19 protein-coding genes are annotated in these 18657 nt (G+C 62.1%); 9 read left to right on the top strand and 10 right to left on the bottom strand.

The genetic code is table 11. The features are described from left to right. Window positions 1-59: 59 nt before the first annotated feature. Genes AB3N21_RS05970 through AB3N21_RS05960 form a run of 3 tightly spaced genes read right to left on the bottom strand, consistent with a single transcriptional unit; the run spans window position 60 to window position 3152 of the window. On the bottom strand, window positions 60-1340 hold the full coding sequence (locus tag AB3N21_RS05970) for an alanine racemase (protein ID WP_367934348.1): 1281 nt from the start codon (window positions 1338-1340) through the stop codon (window positions 60-62). Further along, on the bottom strand, window positions 1333-2760 hold the full coding sequence (locus AB3N21_RS05965) for a D-arabinono-1,4-lactone oxidase (RefSeq protein WP_367934347.1): 1428 nt from the start codon (window positions 2758-2760) through the stop codon (window positions 1333-1335). The genes AB3N21_RS05970 and AB3N21_RS05965 overlap by 8 nt, the downstream gene beginning before the upstream one ends. After that, window positions 2760-3152 (bottom strand): cytochrome c5 family protein, encoded by a 393-nt coding sequence (locus AB3N21_RS05960; RefSeq protein WP_367934346.1) that lies wholly within the window; start codon window positions 3150-3152, stop codon window positions 2760-2762. The genes AB3N21_RS05965 and AB3N21_RS05960 overlap by 1 nt, the downstream gene beginning before the upstream one ends. A gap of 93 nt (window positions 3153-3245) precedes the next feature. Here AB3N21_RS05960 and AB3N21_RS05955 point away from each other — a divergent pair, with 93 nt between their 5' ends. The 5 genes from AB3N21_RS05955 to AB3N21_RS05935 all read left to right on the top strand — a co-directional run bounded on the left by AB3N21_RS05955 (window position 3246) and on the right by AB3N21_RS05935 (window position 6460). Then, on the top strand, window positions 3246-3860 hold the full coding sequence (locus AB3N21_RS05955; protein WP_367934345.1) for a TetR/AcrR family transcriptional regulator: 615 nt from the start codon (window positions 3246-3248) through the stop codon (window positions 3858-3860). Between the two features lie 155 nt (window positions 3861-4015). Further along, a complete protein-coding gene (locus AB3N21_RS05950) occupies window positions 4016-4393 on the top strand; it encodes a hypothetical protein (protein ID WP_367934344.1) in 378 nt (125 codons plus the stop codon). Then, a complete protein-coding gene (locus AB3N21_RS05945) occupies window positions 4390-5439 on the top strand; it encodes a Rieske 2Fe-2S domain-containing protein (RefSeq protein WP_367934343.1) in 1050 nt (349 codons plus the stop codon). Before AB3N21_RS05950 ends, AB3N21_RS05945 begins: the two co-directional genes overlap by 4 nt. After that, window positions 5436-6197 carry a hypothetical protein gene (locus tag AB3N21_RS05940; RefSeq protein ID WP_367934342.1) on the top strand — a complete coding sequence of 254 codons (762 nt, stop codon included), beginning with the start codon at window positions 5436-5438 and terminating at the stop codon, window positions 6195-6197. The genes AB3N21_RS05945 and AB3N21_RS05940 overlap by 4 nt, the downstream gene beginning before the upstream one ends. Continuing rightward, window positions 6194-6460, top strand: a complete 267-nt coding sequence (locus AB3N21_RS05935; protein WP_367934341.1) for a hypothetical protein — start codon at window positions 6194-6196, stop codon at window positions 6458-6460. The genes AB3N21_RS05940 and AB3N21_RS05935 overlap by 4 nt, the downstream gene beginning before the upstream one ends. 24 nt (window positions 6461-6484) lie before the next feature. On the opposite strand, the gene AB3N21_RS05930 is transcribed toward AB3N21_RS05935, so the two are convergent. Continuing rightward, complete coding sequence (locus AB3N21_RS05930; protein ID WP_367934340.1) at window positions 6485-8077, bottom strand: GMC family oxidoreductase; 1593 nt, start codon at window positions 8075-8077, stop codon at window positions 6485-6487. 110 nt (window positions 8078-8187) lie between these two features. Here AB3N21_RS05930 and AB3N21_RS05925 point away from each other — a divergent pair, with 110 nt between their 5' ends. The 4 genes from AB3N21_RS05925 to AB3N21_RS05910 all read left to right on the top strand — a co-directional run bounded on the left by AB3N21_RS05925 (window position 8188) and on the right by AB3N21_RS05910 (window position 12335). Further along, window positions 8188-9420, top strand: coding sequence for a TRAP transporter substrate-binding protein (locus AB3N21_RS05925; RefSeq protein WP_171173336.1), 1233 nt, complete (start codon window positions 8188-8190; stop codon window positions 9418-9420). A gap of 95 nt (window positions 9421-9515) precedes the next feature. Further along, on the top strand, window positions 9516-10184 hold the full coding sequence (locus tag AB3N21_RS05920) for a TRAP transporter small permease (protein ID WP_367934339.1): 669 nt from the start codon (window positions 9516-9518) through the stop codon (window positions 10182-10184). Beyond that, entirely contained in the window at window positions 10184-11542 is a 1359-nt protein-coding gene (locus AB3N21_RS05915; protein ID WP_171173334.1) for a TRAP transporter large permease, read from the top strand. Before AB3N21_RS05920 ends, AB3N21_RS05915 begins: the two co-directional genes overlap by 1 nt. 13 nt (window positions 11543-11555) lie before the next feature. Further along, window positions 11556-12335 (top strand): IclR family transcriptional regulator, encoded by a 780-nt coding sequence (locus AB3N21_RS05910; RefSeq protein ID WP_367934338.1) that lies wholly within the window; start codon window positions 11556-11558, stop codon window positions 12333-12335. Between the two features lie 3 nt (window positions 12336-12338). Here AB3N21_RS05910 and AB3N21_RS05905 read toward each other — a convergent pair whose 3' ends face one another. Genes AB3N21_RS05905 through AB3N21_RS05880 form a run of 6 tightly spaced genes read right to left on the bottom strand, consistent with a single transcriptional unit; the run spans window position 12339 to window position 18637 of the window. Continuing rightward, entirely contained in the window at window positions 12339-13535 is a 1197-nt protein-coding gene (locus AB3N21_RS05905; RefSeq protein ID WP_367934337.1) for a DUF1116 domain-containing protein, read from the bottom strand. After that, window positions 13532-14161: a hypothetical protein gene (locus AB3N21_RS05900; protein ID WP_367934336.1), complete on the bottom strand. Its 630-nt coding sequence runs from the start codon at window positions 14159-14161 to the stop codon at window positions 13532-13534. The genes AB3N21_RS05905 and AB3N21_RS05900 overlap by 4 nt, the downstream gene beginning before the upstream one ends. After that, complete coding sequence (locus tag AB3N21_RS05895; protein WP_367934335.1) at window positions 14161-14787, bottom strand: hypothetical protein; 627 nt, start codon at window positions 14785-14787, stop codon at window positions 14161-14163. Before AB3N21_RS05895 ends, AB3N21_RS05900 begins: the two co-directional genes overlap by 1 nt. Beyond that, complete coding sequence (locus AB3N21_RS05890) at window positions 14784-16142, bottom strand: Rieske 2Fe-2S domain-containing protein (protein ID WP_367934334.1); 1359 nt, start codon at window positions 16140-16142, stop codon at window positions 14784-14786. Before AB3N21_RS05890 ends, AB3N21_RS05895 begins: the two co-directional genes overlap by 4 nt. Window positions 16143-16159: 17 nt before the next feature. Next, on the bottom strand, window positions 16160-17623 hold the full coding sequence (locus AB3N21_RS05885) for an aldehyde dehydrogenase (RefSeq protein WP_367934333.1): 1464 nt from the start codon (window positions 17621-17623) through the stop codon (window positions 16160-16162). Beyond that, window positions 17624-18637, bottom strand: coding sequence for a succinylglutamate desuccinylase/aspartoacylase family protein (locus tag AB3N21_RS05880; RefSeq protein ID WP_367934332.1), 1014 nt, complete (start codon window positions 18635-18637; stop codon window positions 17624-17626). It lies immediately after the preceding gene. Between the last annotated feature and the right edge of the window lie 20 nt (window positions 18638-18657).

The raw sequence follows: 18657 nt of genomic DNA, 5'->3' as shown, positions 1-18657 counted from the left end.
CTCTCATACCGGCAAACCAGGGCGGAACAAAAGCCCTTTCGACCGGTGGTTCGGCGATTTCAGGCCGATGCCTCATAAACAGGCCAAAATTCGGAGATTTCGCCATTCTCATAGACGGCAATGTCGCCGAATTGCAGGAAAACCGCCTCGCTCTGCTGCGGCTGCAGAAAGACGAAATCGTCCGGCCTGAGGTCCAGATGCGCACCCCCATTGAGCATCTCCTGGTTCGAAGAATGGCCCCAGATGCCGTTATACTCCAATCCCGGCGGATCGACCGGATCTGCCTTCCAGTAGCCTCCATAGATGAAGGCGGTCTTTCGGGAATTCGGGTTCCAGACCTGCTGTGCCTTACCCACGAACTCAAGCCCGGTCAGCGGCAGCTCGGTGCGTTCATAGGTCTTGAGTACCGGTGCTGCAATGAAAGCGGCGGGCGAGAACGGGTCCAATAGGTCGAGGTCGAACTTCGACGGCTTGACCAGAGCCGATCCGACCGCCACCTCGTTGGCCACTTCGGTCGAACTGTAGTTGCGGAACGTGGGACTACCTGCCGCGTTCAGGACCTTGCCGTGTAATGAACCGTCCCCCAGCGCAGTTCTGACCGCATCCTGCGCCGCCAGATATCTGTTCCAACTGTCCCGCAGCGCCCTGCCTCGCAGGCCGAACAGGTTTGGATGGCCTGAGACATGCGCCTCATATCCCATCAGCCCGCTGAACTGGAGGTTGGGATCATTGTCAATGGCCTTGACTGCCGCGATGATCCGGTCCCGGTCCGTGAAGCCGCCCCGGTGCAGGCCGACGTCGATTTCCAGCGAAATGCGCAGGGTGGTGTTGGTTTCGGCGGCCAGCGCACTGTATTGCTCCAACCGCTCAGGGGTGTCGATCAGCCATTGCACATTGGCAACGGCCTGGGGGTTGCGCACCTCACTCAGGTACTGCCGCGCCGCTGCGACAGGCAGCGGTTTGCCCAGCAGTTGGTCGGCTTGAGGCTCGGTCCGGGATTGGCCGATCAGCATCGGCAGGTTGAAGGTCATCAACCGGTCGGTCCCGGTGCGGGTGGCGATGTGGCGGATTAGCCGTTGCGACGGCAGGGATTTAGTGACAATGCGATAGCTCATGCCAAGTGGAAGCGAGGCCGCGAGCGCGTCGATATTGGCGTCCAACCGGACCTTGTCGATGACCAGCGTAGGCGTGGCGATGCCTGCGCGGTGCAGGGCAGACTGCAACTCCGTGAAATAGCGCTGGCGCGGCCCACTGTTGTCACCGGGGCGGCTGGCGGCCACCCCTGCCCCAGCCAGCGCCACGCCGCCGATCAGGATGCTGCGTCGGGACAGTCTAGGCATGGGTGGTTTCTCCAAAGAGTTTCGCCAGGTGCGGGTTCAGCATCTTGCCCTCGGGGTCGAGATCGCGACGCAGCTCGTTGAATTCATCGAACTGCGGATAGAGTGCGTGCAGCTCCTCATATCCCAGCGAATGCAACTTGCCCCAATGCGGACGACCTCCGTGCTTGCGGAACACCGGCTCGATCTCAGTGAAGAAATAGCCGTACTCCTCGCGATGTGCCGCATGCACGGCGATCGACATCCGCTCTGCGTCGTTGAACGGGCTCAGCCAGGCATCGTCCTGCGCGGTTCTGCGGATCTCGACCGGGTAATAATTCGCGGGGTTGCTTTCGAGAATCCGCGCAACCTCGCGAAAGGCCTTGAACCCGGTCTCAATCGGCAGATGATATTCGATCTCGTTGAACCGATGTGGGCGTGTGGTCGAGAGCATCTTCCAGTAGACCTCGTTGACATCCTCGATCTGGCCACGCGGAAAGGCGGCGGCCAGCACGTTGCGCCGCAGCCACGGCCACCAGCCCAGATGATCGCGCACCGTTTCCAGCGCTTCGAGCATTTCGTTGCCGTCTTCTTCCGCCACAATCCCCTGCACCTCACTGGTATGTTCGTCATGGGCGATATCGGCAGCCAGCAGAGCGTTGGGGACAAAATAGACCTCATAGTTTCGGTGCGTGCGGAACCGCTCTTCGGCACGTTCCAGAACCTCGTCGACCGGGTCCACCCACATGCGCCTGCGCAACGCATAACTGTCGCGCAAATGCAGCCGATAGTTGGTGACCACCCCCAGAGCACCCAGCGAGACCTTGGCGGCGGCAAAAAGCTCCGGATGGCTGTCGCGGGTGATGTCCAGAACGTCTCCGCCAGGCGTTACGAGGGTCAGCCCATAGGCGTGATCGTGCAGCGCGCTGAGGCTCGAGCCGGTGCCGTGGGTGCCGGTCGAGAACGATCCGGCCAATGTCTGTACGTCGATATCGGGCAGGTTGTGAAAGCCCAGACCCACCTCATCCAACAGTCGCGCGGCGTGGCGCAACCGGGTGCCCGCGCCCATCGTGGCGGTCCGTGCGTCAGTGTCATGCTCGATAAGCCCCGCAAGCTTGCCGATATCGACAAGGGTACCATCGCTGGGCACCAGGGCGGTGAAGGAATGGCCGCTGCCTACAGGACGGATCGGGCCGGGTGCGGATTTCATCAGATCGGCCAGTTCGCCGATATCGCCCGGGGCCGCGATCTGCCGTGGGGTGGCGACCTGATTGCCCGACCAGTTCGACCAGCTTCGCCCGCCTTCGGTTGGCGGCTTGGCGTTGGGAAACCCGTCTCGGGTGCGGTCTGTGGTGCTCCACGCCGCGTATTTGGCCGCAGGCACGGCGGCCACGATACCCGCCCCTGCTCCGATCTGCAGCGCCCGCCGTCTTGAAACCGCCATCACGTGCCCTCCGTTGCCATGAACTCGATCAACCGTTTGAAATCCGCATCACTGCAATCGGCGCAGAATCCCATGGCGGGCATCGTGCCCATCCCTGTCTTTACTGACGCCACCAGAGCGTCGAGGCCGCGCCCTTCCAGACGCGCCTGCCACGCCGCCGCATGACCGGTCAGCGGTGCCTCGCCTTCCGGGATTGCGTGGCAGGCCCGGCATGTGCGGTCATAGATCGCCGCCAGCCCATCGTCGCCAGGGACGGCGCTTTCGGCATAGGCGATCTGCGATGCGGACGGTGCGGGGATTCCTGCGCTCAGGCTCAACCGCGGCCCAAGGATCAGATAGCCGTCAACGACCACTATGCTCGCCAAGATCGCCAACAGGGCAGGTCTGTTCACAGTGCTTCTCCCAAAACAATAGTAATTACTATTTATCTTTTCACGCACCTGTCAATGGCATAGGATAGCAAGCACAAGCGGTTGGGGAATGTCATGAGAACACAGCACCTTGAGCCCAGAGCCCGGCCTACCCAGAAGCGCGCAGGGCAGACGGTCGATCTGATCCTGACAACGGCAGCGAAGCTGTTGGAGGAGAACGGGTTCGAGGAGTTGACCACCAACAAGATCTGCACGGCGGCCGGGATCACGCCGCCCGCGCTTTACCGCTATTTTCCCAACAAATACGCCTTGCTGTGCGAACTTGCGACGCGCCTGATGGCAGCCCAGAACGCCGATCTTGCCCAGACCGCCGTGCGCAAGGGCGGGAAGCGCCCCACAGTTGCCGATATGGAGGAGCAACTGGCGGCGCAGGTCCGCATCACCCGCGATTTTCCCGGCGGTGTTGCCATCATGCGAACGCTCTACGCTACCCCTCAACTGATCGATATCCGCCTGTCGTCGCACTGGTCCATGGTCGAGGGGCTCAAATCCTCGCAAACCTGGCTGGCCGCTCGGATGAGCGAGCCGGAACTGATCCGGCGTCTCAGGTTGGCGGTCGAGCTTGGAAACTCGGCCATCGAGATGGTTCTGGAGGATCCCGATCTGGATGAAGCCTCGATCATCCATGACGTGGCCGAGATGATTGTGGCGTATCTGACCAAAACCTGAGCGCCTGCGCTGCTCAGAGGTAACGACCAACGACCCAGCGGTAACAGAACGGCGATTGCGCCCAAAGGGGCGGTTGCCAACGGCTTTGATCCGGTGCGATGGTTGGTGACCGACGGGTTACTCGGCCTGACCGGCACCGAGCAGGGAGGAATGCAATGAACGCAGCAGAGGGGCTGTTCTGGCTGGCCCGGATCTGGCTGATCGCTGGCGGTTTTGTGGCTGCCCTGTTTCTGACCGTTGGGATCGACCGGATTGATGAGGATGCCCGGGGCGCTTACGTGTTTCGCCCCCTTCTGATCCCGGGCATCCTGCTGATCTGGCCTCTGGTGCTGTGGCGATGGTGGACACTGGAAAGCGGCCGGTTTGACCCGAACAGCCGGTATCGACCAGTGCGCGCCGCGCACGGACTGGTCGCTATCGTTTTGTGCATCGTGGTGCTGGGTACCATCATTCTGGGTCTCAGCGTCCGCCAGCACTGGCCCGCCGATGTCGCGCCGCAAAGGCTGACGGCGTTCGGAGAGGTCAGTCAATGAGCGTCAAATACATCCCCGTCCAGTGGAATCGGAACAAGTGGATTTATGACGGCTTCATGCTGGCCGGTGTCGTCGGGTTCCTGACGGTCTTTCTCTATCTCAGCCCCGAATTGCTGAGCCACGAGCGCCCGATCAACCCGCAAGTCCACAATGCCCGCGCCTTCGGGGCCTGCACCTTCATGATGCTCAGCGTCATCCTGGCCATTGGCCCGCTGGCCCGTCTCGACCGCCGGTTTCTGCCCCTGCTCTACAACCGCCGCCATTTCGGGGTGATGACCGCCGCCGTGGCGATTACGCATTTCGGCTATATCCTCAACTGGTATTTCGCCTTCTCGTCCTCGAACAAATACGAGGCACTTTTGTTCGCGAATACGAGCTATACCCAAGCCTCGGGCTTTCCGTTCGAGGCGTTTGGCCTGCTCGCGCTGATGTGCCTGTTGATCCTTGCCGCGACCAGCCATGATTTCTGGCTCAAGTTTCTGACGGCGCCGGTCTGGAAGCGCATCCATTACCTGATCTACGTCGCCTACGCCTCGGTCGTGGCGCATGTCAGCCTAGGTATTTTGCAAGACCAGCAGAACCAGCTTTTCACCTGGATCTTCATCATCACCGCACTTGCCGTGGCGGGGTTGCATCTGGCCGCGTTCCTGCATGAGCGGAAGGCGGGTGATCCGGTCGGAAACCCCGGCGAACAGGGCTGGATCGCGGTCTGCAAGGCCGAGGACATCCCAGAGGCGCGGGCGCGGATCGCGGTTCTGCCGGGTAGCGACCGGGTGGCGGTGTTCCGGATGGAAAACAAGCTCTCGGCCATCTCGAACGCCTGCGCGCATCAGAACGGGCCACTGGGTGAGGGCAAGATCATCCGTTGTCTGGTCACCTGCCCGTGGCACGGGTTTCAGTATGATGTGCGCAGCGGTCGCTCACCGGCGCCGTTCACCGAGACGATCCCCACCTACCGGCTGACAGTGCGGGACGGCATGGTCTGGGTCGATCCCGCCGCCAATCCACCCGGCACTTACGTCGAACCGGTGGAGGTTCCGGCATGAAACAGGACAAGACACCGTTCTTTGTCGGGTATCTGAATCCACCCAAGAAACTCCGCCCGTTCCTAATGGCCGCGGGCCTGTTCGTCGTGTCGTTCCTGACCGTTGCGGGCCTGCTGCTGGGGGCCTCGCAGGACGATCCCGGCAACGGCGCCTTTCGCTTCGACTATGGCCGCCAGACAGTGACCGGTGTGGTCGAGATGCTGCCCTATCCCATCCTGCACGTGACCGAAGGCAACGACCGGATCGAAGCAGGACACACCCTGATGCTGGCTGCACCGGGCAAGCGCGGGGTTGTCGCGCTGGCCTCACCTTTTGAGGGTCAGCGCGTCACCGCGTCGGGTGTCGTCCTTGAGCGCGGATCGCTCGACATGATGCAGCTGCGCGGCGGTGGGCAGGGTCTGAAAACCGCCGAGGGTACCGCCGTCCCGCCCCCGGTGGAACCACTGGGCCGCTGGCGGCTGGCCGGTGAAATCTGTGACGGCAAATGCCTGGCCGGAGCCATGCGTCCGGGCCGGGGGCTGGCACACAAGGCCTGCGCCAATCTATGCCTGATCGGGGACATTCCGCCGATCTTTGTCTCCAGCCAGCCGGTCGAGGGCTCGGAATATCTGATGGTCGTGGATCAGGATGGGGGTCCCCTGCCCGAGGCAGCCTATGACTACGTGGCCAATTTCATCTCGCTTGAGGGGGATGTCGAACGCCATGGTGATCTGCTGGTGCTCAGGATGGATGCGGACACGATCGAGGTGCTGCCATGAGCAAGCGTATCCTCTGGATGATCATCACCCTTCTGGCGGCAGCCATCCTGTACTACCTTTCGCGGTTCTGGGTCTTCGACCTCTGGGGGCGCGAGGGGCTGTTCGGCATCCAGCAACTCCGGCCTCAGGGCGGGCTGCTGGGCCGTTGGCTGCGCGGCACACCATTGGCGCCGTTCGAACTGCTGATCTGGGTGATCGGGTTCTTCCTGATCCTGACCGGGCTCGAAAAGGCCTATGACCGCTTCAGCAACCGCGACAAATAACGGGCGCGGCTAGCGGCGCCCGGTTCAGGCTGCCAAGACCAGATCACTGGCCTTTTCCCCGATCATGATCGCCGGAGCATTGGTGTTGCCCGAAACGATTTCCGGCATGATCGAGCAATCGGCCACCCGCAACCCATCGATCCCGTGCACGCGCAGTTGCGGATCGACCACCGCATCCTCGCCGCGACCCATCTTGCAGGTGCCGGTCGGATGGTAGATCGACACCGAGTTGCCGCGCGCCCAGTCCAGCGTGCCCTCGTAGTCCTCCATGTCGAGGCTGGCCTGCGGACGGAATTCCTCGGCGATCTTCGACTTGAGCGGCGCGTGGCGGGCGATAGAGCGAGCGACCTTCACCCCATCGACGATGGTGCGGCAATCCAATTCGGTGGACAGGTAGTTGGGGATAATCTTCGGATAGGTCTTGGGATCGGGTCCCGCGAGGCGAATCTCGCCCCGGCTTTCGGGCCGCAACTGGCAGACCGACATGGTGAAGGCCGAAAACGGGTGCACCCCCTCGCCCGGGCTGTCCGCCGACCAGGGCTGGACATGGAACTGGATGTCGGGCGTTGCCAGATCGGGCCGGGTCTTCATGAAACCAGTCGCGAGGCTTGCCGCCATGGTCATGGGACCGGCGCGGAACAGCGCGTATTTCAGAGCGATGCGGGCCTGATTGAACAAGCTGCGCACCTCGTCATTCAGCGTCGGCTCGTTACACTTGTAGACCAGCCGCGCCTGCAAGTGATCCTGCATCCCCTGCCCGACACCGGGCAAATCATGCAGCGGGGTGATACCGTTGTCCTTCAGTTGATCCGCCGGACCGATCCCCGACAGCATCAGGGTCTGCGGCGAGTTGATCGCGCCTGCCGACAGGATGACCTCGCGATTCGCTTTGATGGTCTGCCGGTTTCCCGAGCGGTCCAGATAGGTGACGCCGGTCACCTTGCGGCCCTCCATCTCGATCCGCTCGACCATGGCGTGGGTGATGATCTGCAGGTTGTCCCGGCTGCGCGCGGGTTTCAGGAAAGCCACGGCAGAACTGCACCGGCGCCCGTTGCGGGTGGTGAGCTGGAAGTAGCCCACCCCCTCCTGCTCGGCGCCATTGTAGTCAGGGTTGAACGGATATCCCGCCGCCTGCGCTGCGGCGACCCAGGCATCACAGATCGGGCGCTGGATGCGCATATTCGATACTGCTAGCGGTCCCCCGGTGCCATGAAATTCATCCGCACCCCGTTCCTGATCCTCGGACCGTTTGAACAGGGGCAGTACGTCCTGCCAGCTCCAGCCTTCGTTGCCCATCTGACGCCAGCGGTCGTAATCCTCTTTCTGCCCGCGCACGTAGAGCAAACCATTGAGTGATGACGACCCGCCCAGCACCTTACCTCGTGGCCAGTCGATCGAGCGTCCGTTCAAACCCGGATCAGGTTCGGTCCTGTAGCACCAGTCCAAAGACGGGTTATGCATGGTTTTGAAATAGCCCACCGGGATGTGAATCCACGGGTTCCTGTCCGGCCCGCCCGCCTCGAGCAGCACCACCTTGTTGCCAGGGTTGGCGCTCAGGCGATTGGCGATCACACAGCCGGATGATCCAGCCCCGATGACGATGAAATCAGCTTCCAAAACCGGTCCTCCCGACTCGTCCTTGAAAAAACTTCTATACAAAACGCATAAAATAAGCTAGCTATTTTTGAAACGAAACGTCTCAATAATTGCATCAAGGGAGGATGAAGATGGGACTTAGCAAGAATCTGAGCCGGATTTCGCGGCGGGATCTGTTTCGCGTAGCGGGGACTTACGGGTTCAGTTCGACCCTGCTGGCGGCAGGCAGCTTCGGGGGCGCAATGAGCCTTGCGAACTTGGCCTCAGCAGCGGAATCGACCTATGAGAAGCGTTTTGCCAAAGAGGCCAAACATACGCTGAAATTCGGCGCATCCGGCTTCAACGCACGCAACCTGCTGATCGAACGCGCCGGCGCTCTTGAGTTCGCGCGCGATCTTGAAGCCCGGACCGACGGCGAGATTCGCGTCGAGTTCATCGGCGACAATCAAATCTGTGGGCAGTTGAGCTGTGTCGAGAAAACCCAGCAGGGCATCGTGGACATCTACGCGGCCTCGACCCAGAACTCGGCAGGCGGTGCGCCCTATCTCAACGTGCTCGACTATGCCTTTGTGTTCCCGGGCCGCGCGTCCCAGTATCACTTCCTCTATCACCCCAAGAGCCAGCAGATCCTGCGCGAACCGCTGGAGAAACGCCATGGCCTGAAGTTCCTGTTCAGCCATTGTGAACTGCGCGGCATCCAGCTGGGCCTGAGCTGGAAGGATCGCCCGACCGTCACCAAGCTGGAAGAGCTGTTCGGCACCAAGAACCGGGTGACGGGCACGCAGTTGGGCCGCATCGCGATGAACGCGCTGAACCTGAACCCGGTGCCGGTGGCGTGGGAGGAAACGCTCGACGGTCTGAAGCAGGGCCTGATCGACGGGGCCGAGACCTGGGCCAGCGCCGTGGCCTATGCCAACATGTCGCCGGTGGTCAGCCAGTCGGTCGATCTGCGTTTTTTCTGCGGCACCGAGCATACCTCGATGTCGGCAAAGGTATTCGACGGGCTGGAAGGGTACCTGCAGGATGCGGTTTTGGAATCCGCCTACTGGACCCAAGCCCACGTACAGGCCGCCAACGAAGCCGCGCTGGTCAAGACCGTGGGCTTCAGCGATCCGCAACTGCCGGGCACGGTCTTCGCCGAAAACGAAGTGCGCCCCGCCTTCCTGCCGGACAGCGAGATCCGCATGGCCGAAGAGATGTGCTCGCCCGAGTTCCAGCCGCAGCTGTGGGAACAGTGGCGTGACCGCCTGAACAAGTGGGCCGGTGGCATGGACACCTATCAGGAGATCTACACCATCGCCCGCGAGGTCGAGGCGGACATGAAGCCCGAAAACGTCGAGCCACGCCGCTGGTGGAAAGGCTGATCCGGGTCTAGGCTTGGAATTGGGCCCGGCGCCATTTGCAGCGCCGGGCCTGTTTGCCCCGGGCGTCTCGCCCATTGGGTTTATGGGAGGAATGCATGTCGATCTTGTCGGATATCGGCGCGATATTCAGCGCCTTGGCCTCGCAGGACAGTTGGGAAATCCGTAACGCCTTGGAATCCAACGCCGCCTGGGTACTGGGCACGGTGGCAACTGCCGCAGGCGGGCTGCTGGTGCTTTGGATCTATCGCAAGGTGCCCTTGCTTGACCGGCACCTGGAGCGTTCGATCATGGTCTGGAGCTATCTGGCCGTTGCCTTTATTATCTTCTGGGGGGTGATCGACAGGTTCGTGTTCAAGAACCAACAGCCCTGGTCCACCACCATCCCGCCGCTGCTGTTCATGATCATGGCGTGGTTTGGGGCGGCCTTCAACGTGCGGCTTCGGACGCATCTGAGTTTCAGCGAATTCCGCACAATGATGCCCCGCTGGGGACAAATGGCATGTTTGGTGCTGGACGCCGTGCTGTGGTTCAGCTTCGCAGTGATCGTCGTGGTCACCACTTCGCGCCTGACGGCGTTGTCGGCGTCGAACTTCCAGATCGTTCTGGGCACCGACAGCATTCTGCAATGGTGGTTCCTGATCACGGCGCCGATGTCCTTTGTGCTGATGGCCGCGCGGGTGTTCGAAAATCTGGCTGACGATATCGCGGCCTGGCGCAGTGGAGAGCCGCTAATCAAGCAAGCCGTTATCGGGGGGGATGTGTGATGGCCGACGGAACCTGGGTTACTCTGATCTCGCTGGGCGTCACGTTCCTGTTCATGTTGGGCGTGCCGGTGCTGCTCGTCATCGCTTATTGGGTGATCGGCTGCTCGTTCGTGCTGGGCCTGACCCTCGACAATATGGGCGCCGAATTGCTGAACGTCTTCAACAAGGGTTTTGCCCTGCTCGCCATGCCCCTCTTCATCCTGACGGGGGACCTGATCAACCGATCCGGGATTGCCCGGCGGCTCAGCGATTTTGCCTATGCCTGTCTGGGTTGGATGCGCGGCGGTCTGGCGATGGCGTCATTGGGCGCTTGTGGGCTATTCGCCGCCATTTCGGGCTCAAACTCGGCCACAACGGCCACTATCGGTTCGATGCTGCATCCCGAGATGGTCAAGGGTGGCTATGACGAACGCTTTTCCGCCGCCACTGCCGCTGCCGGAGGCACCGTGGGTATCATCATCCCACCTTCGATCATCTTCATCGTCTACGGCTTTCTGATGAACCTGCCGATCTCGGACCTGTTTGTGGCAGGCATTCTGCCCGGCACATTGATGGTCGTGGGAATGCAGCTTGCGTGCTGGATCATCTGCCGCCGCAATGGCTGGGGTTTTCTGATCCCGCTGCAGTTGAACCGGGTTCTGAAAACCGCTTTTGGTGCCTGGCTCGGGTTCTTCGCAATCGGGCTAGTTCTGTGGGGCATCTATACTGGCAAGTTTTCTCCAACCGAGGCCGCCGGGGTCACCGTTGGGTTCTGCGTGATCGCGGGGCTGGTCAGCTATCCGCTCAACAAGATCATGGGTGCCCAAGGTGAAAAGCCGGTTGCCGAGAAATCCTATGCCGAGATGTTCGTGGTCGAAGGGTTCAAGGTGACCGAGATCCCGTCAATCGTGGTGCGCTCGGCACAGATCACGGGCATCCTTGCACCGCTAATCGCAATCTCGGTGGTGATGCAGCAGATCCTGTCATTGCTGGGTGCCCAGGCAACCATCGGCGGGTTCGTGACCTCGATGGGCGGCTATTACGCGGTCCTGTTCACCTCGATGGTCATCGTGTTCTTCTCCGGCATGGTGCTGGAAAGCCTGCCGGTGACGATCATCCTCGCCCCAATTCTGGCGCCGATTGCGGCCTCGGTCGGGGTGGATCCGATCCATTTCTCGGTGATCTTCCTGGTGGGTGCATCGATTGGCTTCATCACGCCGCCTTACGGGCTGAACCTCTATGTCGCGTCGGGCGTGACCGGTGTTCCATATTTCCGATTGCTTCGCTATACGGTCCCCTACCTTGCAGCGCTGATCAGCGTCTGGCTTCTGGTATCGCTGGTGCCTGACACTGCACTGATCCTGCTGCCCAACAAGTAGGTATGACGTTGAAATGCCGGATGATGGATCGACCAGAAGAGAAGGCCAGATCCCGACCAACCTGAGGCTGTTGCTGGTGCTCGAACACGTGGCGCGCAGTGGGGTTGCGGTAAAGCCTTCCGAGATGGTCGAGACGCTGGGGCTGCCCAAGCCCACGATTCACCGGCTGATGCATACTGCCGAGGCAGAAGGGTTCCTGCAGCGTGATCTCGATGGCCGGGCCTACGGGCCCGGTCCGCGTTTGCGGTTGCTGGCGGCCAATACCATATCGTCGGAGCATCTGCGCACTGCACGTCTGGCGATTCTCAAAAACGTGGCGGAAGAGATCGGCGAGACCTGCAACCTGGCCACCCCTGATCGCGAGGGGATGACCTATCTCGACCGGGTCGAGACCAAATGGCCCTTGCGCATCCAGTTGCCCATCGGCACACAAGTGCCGTTTCACTGCACGGCCAGCGGCAAGATGTACCTGTCGACCTTGCGGTCAAAGGTACTGGATGGGTTCCTTTCTGCTGCATCTCTGGCCGAAAGAACGCCAAAAACCATCACCGATGCGGACCATCTGCGTGCCGAGCTTGACCGGATTCGGTCGCAAGGCTATTCGACCGATGACGAGGAGTTCATGACCGGCATGGCCGCCGTTGCGGTGCCGGTGCCGGACAGTCAGGGCCGGTTGCTGGCCACTCTATCGGTACACGCTCCGGTGCAGCGGCACACGCTGGAGGATTTGAAGCAATTTCTCGATGTGCTGGTGACCTCGGCCGAGGATCTTTCCCTACTGCACGAGGTTTGATTTTCAGGGCGCGGCGGTCGACAGGGCGTCAACGGCTTCGCTACAAACTTCTTTGGGCAGAGAATAAATCCCACCTCCGAGCCGTCCTTCAATCCCGTTGCGATCCAGAATTCCAAGGCTGATGATCGGTTCGGCCTCTAACGTCACGGCCTGCCTGACGCTGCATCCAAGCCCCTGATCGATGCCCCGGAAATAGGGATGCGCACCCACCGTCAGACCCCTGCTCAGCGCGTCTAGATTGTCGGGCAAATAGTCCGCCATGGCGCTGCTCTGCGCGGGAGAGTGGGCAAAGGCCAGCGCACCCAAACCGAAACAGTCGACCACCGCACTGTCGCCGATAGCACCCAGCGCGCGGTCGGGTGAATGGGACCCGATGTCTCCCCGAGGCGCATCCGCCGGGGCGGTGAACCAGCGGCCCGGCAGGCCCGCGATCTGGATGCCGCAATCGCGGCCATTGCCGCCCGCCGCCGTGATCAGGCCCGAACCCGAAACGCCTTCGGCGGCGCGCATCATGCATTTGGTCGCGGCCATCCACAAGTTCAGAAACAGGCTTGGTGAGGCCGCCATGAACTCGGCCACCTCATCATCCGCGATACCGCCGCGGCTGCGTCCACGGATCTCTTCGACCAGTGCCGTGCCCGCGACCGGTGTGAACCCATGGCAATCGTCACCGCCGCGCAGCCCGTCCGCCGCCAGCGGCACCAACGCGATGCCCTCTCCGATCCCGGCGTGCAGAGCATCCCGGACACGGGTGTTCAGCCAACGGATATGCTCCAATACCGCTTCGGACCGCAGGCCCAACCGCAGCGAAGGCCGGATGCCGCCATTGATCGGCGCAAAGGCGCGGATCTTGCCGCGCCAGGCGTCGTAGACCGAGTGCAGCGGCATCGACGCAGACACCACCGCAGCCAGAGGAGTGACGACGCAGTGGTTCTGCGCCGGTTTCAGAACGATCTCACCCGCGTGGATCATCGCCTCTGCCGTATCGAAATCCGCCGCCAGCCCCTCGTAAACCGCGGCCACACAGGCCGAGTTCAGAACCGGCTTCGTGATATGCGCGGTCTCGGCAAAGGCAGGTCCTGCGTGCAGCAACACGTTTTCAGCCAAACCAATAGCTTCCGCCGCAGTGTTAAAGCGGTTCCACACTGGCTGTGTCACCATGGCCCGGTCAAAGGCCAGCCTGTCGGCGGGGTGGGTCATAAGGGCTCTACCGGCGGGATCACCCAAGTTTCCGAGAAGTAGAGAAAGGCCGTCGTCGTCTCGAACCCCGCCTGCACGCGGGTGCCGACCTCGCCGGGCAAGGCGTGGCCATTGACGATAATCTGCGCCTCCCGCGCTGGCACCAGGAGGGTAAACATCGTGTGCATCCCGGTGCCGACCTGATCGGGGGTCAATTCCAGCGCCTTGGGCGGCTCCAGACCTTCCCAGACCAGTTCCACCACCAGCCCCTCGCCCGAGACGGTTTCGGTATAGCGATGGCTCATCGGATCACCTCTGCTACGCACCGCTTGCGCGGGCCGGATTGGCAGAGCGTCAAAGGCGGGCGCGTTGCGGAAGGCGGCGAGACGCCCGATGAATTGCTCTTTCAAAAATCCGGCAAGGTCGTGGTTGTCGGTCAGCATGACGTTGGGTGCCTCAAGCGGCCCCTTCTCCTCCCCCGGCGTCCCGTAAAGCAGCAGCACCTGCCCCTGCCCCACCGGCGACCATGCAACCCGGAAGAACAGCGCCATGGCACTGAAATCGCCCCCGGCATCCTTGAGCAGGATGCCGGGGTTCTCGCCGGTCCAATCAACGGTTCCGTGAGTGATGGGAGTGGGCAGCGGCATCAGAGATCCCCCGCAGGTGTGACCCAGGTTTCGGAAAAGGCGAGGAACGCGGTGGACATCGTGCGGCCGAAGAACTGGCGCGATGTGACCTGCCCCGGCAATGCAGTACCGTTCAGCACGATCTGCGCCTCTTTCGCCTCGAGAAACACCGAATACATCTCATGCGCCTTGGTGGCCGAGTTCGCCTTGGTGACCTCAACCGGCAGTGGCGGGCCCGTATCACGCCAGATCATCTCAAGCGTCACGCCCGATCCGCGCAGGGTTTCGGAGTACCGGGTTTTCAGGTTGCCGGGGCGCTTTTCCACACTGTCGCAGTCGAGCCATGTCATCGCCCCCAGCCCAGCCTTGCCGACAAAGGTGGGCATCCTTGTCACCCAGCCATCGACGATCCAGCGCATCATGCGCTGGTTGTCGGTCATGATCAGATTCGACACCTCAGGCCAGCCGCATGCCTCATCCGGGGCGCCTAGAACGATCGCTGCATGACCTCGGCCATAGGGCGACAGTGCCACGCGGAAGAACAGCGCCAGCGCGTCGTACTCACCGTTTGGGTCGGTCTTTAGATAGATGCCCGGATTTTCGCCAGACCAGTCGACACGACCGGGGTTGATGGATACTCGGGTCATTGCCAGCTTGCCTCGTATTCCTTGAGCCTCTCGGTGATGAACTCCCGCCTCTCCTGCCCTTGCAGGTGATCGCCCGACATGTAGATCGCCGCGATCTCCTTTGAGATTTCCTTGAGCACCGCCCCATCGTCGCGCCCTTCCTGCACCGGAATGCGCAGCATGGTGTCGCCGCCATAGGTGGGGATCACGCCATCAAAACTGTCGGTGGGTTGCGGCGCCGGGTTGCCTGCCTTGACCGAGCGGGTCGCGTCACGCAGCAGGCGACGAGCCTTGGCCACGCCCCGGTCGGTGAAGCCGAGATTTTCGCGCGCATGCACATTGATCGGCCCTTGGCTGACCCAGGCGTCGTAATCGCCCGGATCGCGCTGGCGTTGTTCGTAATCGCGATCAGGGTCCTGTCCGTAGAAATCTGTCATGCCGAAGCCCACCTTGCTCTTGTCGGTCAGCCCGCGCGGATCGTCCCCGTCCCGGAAATGACGCCAGGCGATGACCATCGTGGTGGTGTCATCCACCGGCGTGATCCAGCGCGACAACCCGCAGCGCCCGAAATAACGCGACCCGTCCGGCACCGGAAAGTGGCCGCCATTCTGCGTGAACGAGGGCAGCATGTGGTCATGCACCCGCACCCAGACGATATCGTCCACCCGCCGCACGTTGGTGTAGAAATCACCCGTTTGGCTTTCGTGAAACTCGATCATCGGCATCTCCGCGAACGCGTCGATAAACTGGGTCCGCACCGCCAGCGTGTGCAGATAGACCACGTGGAACGGATCCCACGCATTCTCCATCACCTGCAACCAGTTGCAGGGCGAGGTGATGAGGTAAGGCAGCATCTCGTCTCCCTCCTCATCGAACGTGTCCATCACCGGAAACGGTGGCATGGTCTCGGGCGGGCCCAGATAGGCAAAGGCGAGGCCCTTGAACTCGATCACCGGATAGGCGCCCAGACAGGTGCGGTTCTTCACCTGACTGGCGGGCGGCTCGCAGGGGGTTTCGAGGATGGTGCCGTCCAGCCCGTATTTCCAGCCGTGATAGGAGCAGCGAATGCCGCCCTCTTCAACGATGCCGAACTCAAGGCTCATGTTGCGGTGGCAGCAATGCAGATGCGTGAGGCCCAGCTTGCCCTCGCCTTTTTCCCGGAACAGGATCAGATCCTCGCCGAGGATGCGGATGCGATAGGGCAGATCGCCGACCTGATCGGTCATCGCCACCGGCATCCAGTAGCGGCGCAGGTACTCGCCGCAGGGAGTACCTGGGCCAACCTCGGTCAGTTCCGGATCAGGTGCCTCAGTCCAGACCGTTTGCCGTGCGTGGCCGCGGAAGTTGCCCTGAGGTGTCTGGAATGGATTGTTCATGTCTCCTCCGGGTTGGGTCAGGCGGGAAAGGAATCGGGTACGGGTGCGGTTCCGGTCCAGATCGAGCGGGTTTGCAGAAAGTGCTTCACTGCATTAGGACCAAGCTCGCGGCCATAGCCCGAGCGTTTGAGGCCCCCTATGGGAGCACTAGGATCGACGCTGCGATAGTGGTTGATGTAGACGGTTCCGGCGCGGATTTGGCGGGCCACGCGGGCGCCCCTGTCGCTGTCGGACGTCCAGACTCCGGCGGCCAAACCGTAGGCGCTGTCGTTGGCCAGTTGCACGGCTTCGGCCTCCGTGTCGAAGGTTGTGACGGCGAGGACCGGGCCAAACACCTCTTCACGCCAGATCTGCATGGCAGGGGTCACATTGTCGAATATGGTAGGACCAACGTAGAACCCCTCCCGACCCTTTCCCGCCTCGCGCCCATCCAGCAGGCAGACGGCGCCCGCCTCCATCGCCTGCCCGATCATCGCACGCACCTTTTCCAGATGCGGCAAATTAGCTAGTGGCCCGATCTGGGTCTCCGGGTCCATCGGATCGCCCAGCCTGAGCTTTTGCGCGCGCGTCAAAAGCTCTTGTACCAGTACGTCCTTGACCGATGCCTGAACGATCAGACGCGAACCGGCGACACAGCTTTGGCCGTTGGACAGGAATATGCCCGACAAAATCCCGTTCACCGCGTTATCCGGATCGGCGTCACCAAAGACCACCTGCGGAGATTTCCCGCCCAGTTCCAGCGTCGTCGGGATTACATTCTCAGCCGCCGCGGCCGCGACCTTACTGCCGCCCAGGTCGGAGCCGGTAAAGGTCACCATGCGGGTTCTCGGGTCACGCACCAGCGCCCCGCCCACCTCATGCCCGTAGCCGGTCACCACGTTCAGCACTCCGGCGGGCAGCCCGGCCTCATGGACCATCCGCGCAAAAAGCAGGGTCGACGCCGAGGCCATTTCCGAGGGCTTCACCACCATCGTGTTGCCCGCCGCCAGCGCCGGGGCCATCTTCCACGCGAGGATCATAAGTGGCGAATTCCACGGCGTGATGGCGACCACCGGCCCGTAGGGCAGATAGGTCGTCTCGCTCTCGACACCCGGCACGGCGTTGTGCTGCGGCTCGCGGCTGATATGGCGAGCCTGCTTCGCGAAGGGGCGGAACCAGCTGTGCAGCCCGGCAAACTGCCCGCGCACTTCAGTCACCCGCTTGCCGTTGTCGCGGATTTCGGCCTCAACCAACTCTTCCCAACACGTGGCTAAAGTATCTGCCACCTGATCCAGACAGTCCGCCCGTTCCGCGCCAGACATACGGCTCCAAGGGCCCGTTTCAAAGGCGTGTTCGGCGGCCTCCATCGCTGCCAACGCATCTTGCGCATCGCCGCGTGAGAACCGGCACCAGACAGTACCATTGGCGGGGTCGACACTATCGATCCATTGGTCCGACGGTGTGGTGAAGGCACCATCTATGAAGTGGCCAAAGTGCTCCATTCAGCCGTCCCAGCTCACATCCTGAGCGATGAGGGCCAGCAGTTCTCCCCGTTTCACGAAACCTCGGCAGGTATGGGCCAGAACAAGGCCGTCTGCGGGAAAATGCAGGTCTTTCGAAGCGCGCTCGGGCTCTGTCACAAAATGGAACCGGCCTGCCAGATCGCCTTGGCCAACATCCTGCCCGGCCGATATGGCGCGGTCGAAAATCCCCTCGCCGGGTGCGTGGACGGAATGCAGGGAAGAGGCGATCTCGACCCGACGCGCCTGCGCCGAGTCGGGCTGATCCGGCAAAACGCCCACGTGCCCCAGACATCGCAAGAGCCCTGCCTCCGCCGCGTCGGTGATCGTTGGGTCCACCCCGCCGCCGCCGCCCAGTTCGGTTGCGATCATCGGAACACCTGCGCGTTCGGCTGCGGCATTCACCGACCGGTTGTCGTTGTTTGCTCCCAATTCCCAAATCAGCGGCAGGCCAAAGGCTTGCGCCAGCGCGAGGTTCTGCGCCCTGAGTGTCGGATCCGCCGTTTGTGTGGCCAGCGCCGAAGGGGCAAAGAACGACGCCTTGCCGCCTGAATGCAGATCGATGGCGGCATCGCAGAGGGGCAAAAGCGCGGTTTCCAGATAATCTGCGATCATCGCTGTCGGTCCACCGTCAGCATCGCCGGGAAAGGCGCGGTTCAGATTGGTTCCGTCCAGCGGTGAGACTCGCGACGAAGCCGCCAGTGCAGGTGCGTTCAGCGCGGGGATCAGGATTACCTGCCCTTGCAGCGCCGCCGGGTCCAGCCACTCGGCCAACCGCATGATCGCTGCAGGGCCTTCGAATTCATCGCCATGCGTGCCTCCGATGATCAGCACCACCGGCCCGTCGCCGCCGCGCAGGCTGATCACCGGGATGGGGTGATAGCCCAGCGGATTGCTGTTGTCCGACCAGCGCAGCATCAGATCGCCCACCTGCCGCCCGGGGGCGGTCAGGTTCAGGGCCAGATGCAGGCGGCTGGCGGGTTTTGCGGTGTCCATCAGGTGGCTCCGACTCGCGT

Source organism: Ruegeria sp., assembly GCF_040830605.1.
Taxonomy (GTDB): Bacteria; Pseudomonadota; Alphaproteobacteria; order Rhodobacterales; family Rhodobacteraceae; genus Ruegeria.
Note: the sequence above shows the minus strand (reverse complement) of the source record. Positions and strands in the feature narration are given on the sequence as shown.

What these genes read in the sequence shown, in the direction of transcription:
- AB3N21_RS05890 (WP_367934334.1), bottom strand. Translation starts at nt 16,142, where the DNA reads ATGAACAATCCATTCCAGACACCTCAGGGCAACTTCCGCGGCCACGCA.
- AB3N21_RS05940 (WP_367934342.1), top strand. Translation starts at nt 5,436, where the DNA reads ATGAAACAGGACAAGACACCGTTCTTTGTCGGGTATCTGAATCCACCC.
- AB3N21_RS05905 (WP_367934337.1), bottom strand. Translation starts at nt 13,535, where the DNA reads ATGACCCACCCCGCCGACAGGCTGGCCTTTGACCGGGCCATGGTGACA.
- AB3N21_RS05925 (WP_171173336.1), top strand. Translation starts at nt 8,188, where the DNA reads ATGGGACTTAGCAAGAATCTGAGCCGGATTTCGCGGCGGGATCTGTTT.
- AB3N21_RS05955 (WP_367934345.1), top strand. Translation starts at nt 3,246, where the DNA reads ATGAGAACACAGCACCTTGAGCCCAGAGCCCGGCCTACCCAGAAGCGC.
- AB3N21_RS05965 (WP_367934347.1), bottom strand. Translation starts at nt 2,760, where the DNA reads ATGGCGGTTTCAAGACGGCGGGCGCTGCAGATCGGAGCAGGGGCGGGT.
- AB3N21_RS05970 (WP_367934348.1), bottom strand. Translation starts at nt 1,340, where the DNA reads ATGCCTAGACTGTCCCGACGCAGCATCCTGATCGGCGGCGTGGCGCTG.
- AB3N21_RS05880 (WP_367934332.1), bottom strand. Translation starts at nt 18,637, where the DNA reads ATGGACACCGCAAAACCCGCCAGCCGCCTGCATCTGGCCCTGAACCTG.
- AB3N21_RS05910 (WP_367934338.1), top strand. Translation starts at nt 11,556, where the DNA reads ATGCCGGATGATGGATCGACCAGAAGAGAAGGCCAGATCCCGACCAAC.
- AB3N21_RS05895 (WP_367934335.1), bottom strand. Translation starts at nt 14,787, where the DNA reads ATGACCCGAGTATCCATCAACCCCGGTCGTGTCGACTGGTCTGGCGAA.
- AB3N21_RS05950 (WP_367934344.1), top strand. Translation starts at nt 4,016, where the DNA reads ATGAACGCAGCAGAGGGGCTGTTCTGGCTGGCCCGGATCTGGCTGATC.
- AB3N21_RS05945 (WP_367934343.1), top strand. Translation starts at nt 4,390, where the DNA reads ATGAGCGTCAAATACATCCCCGTCCAGTGGAATCGGAACAAGTGGATT.
- AB3N21_RS05915 (WP_171173334.1), top strand. Translation starts at nt 10,184, where the DNA reads ATGGCCGACGGAACCTGGGTTACTCTGATCTCGCTGGGCGTCACGTTC.
- AB3N21_RS05885 (WP_367934333.1), bottom strand. Translation starts at nt 17,623, where the DNA reads ATGGAGCACTTTGGCCACTTCATAGATGGTGCCTTCACCACACCGTCG.
- AB3N21_RS05900 (WP_367934336.1), bottom strand. Translation starts at nt 14,161, where the DNA reads ATGCCGCTGCCCACTCCCATCACTCACGGAACCGTTGATTGGACCGGC.
- AB3N21_RS05935 (WP_367934341.1), top strand. Translation starts at nt 6,194, where the DNA reads ATGAGCAAGCGTATCCTCTGGATGATCATCACCCTTCTGGCGGCAGCC.
- AB3N21_RS05920 (WP_367934339.1), top strand. Translation starts at nt 9,516, where the DNA reads ATGTCGATCTTGTCGGATATCGGCGCGATATTCAGCGCCTTGGCCTCG.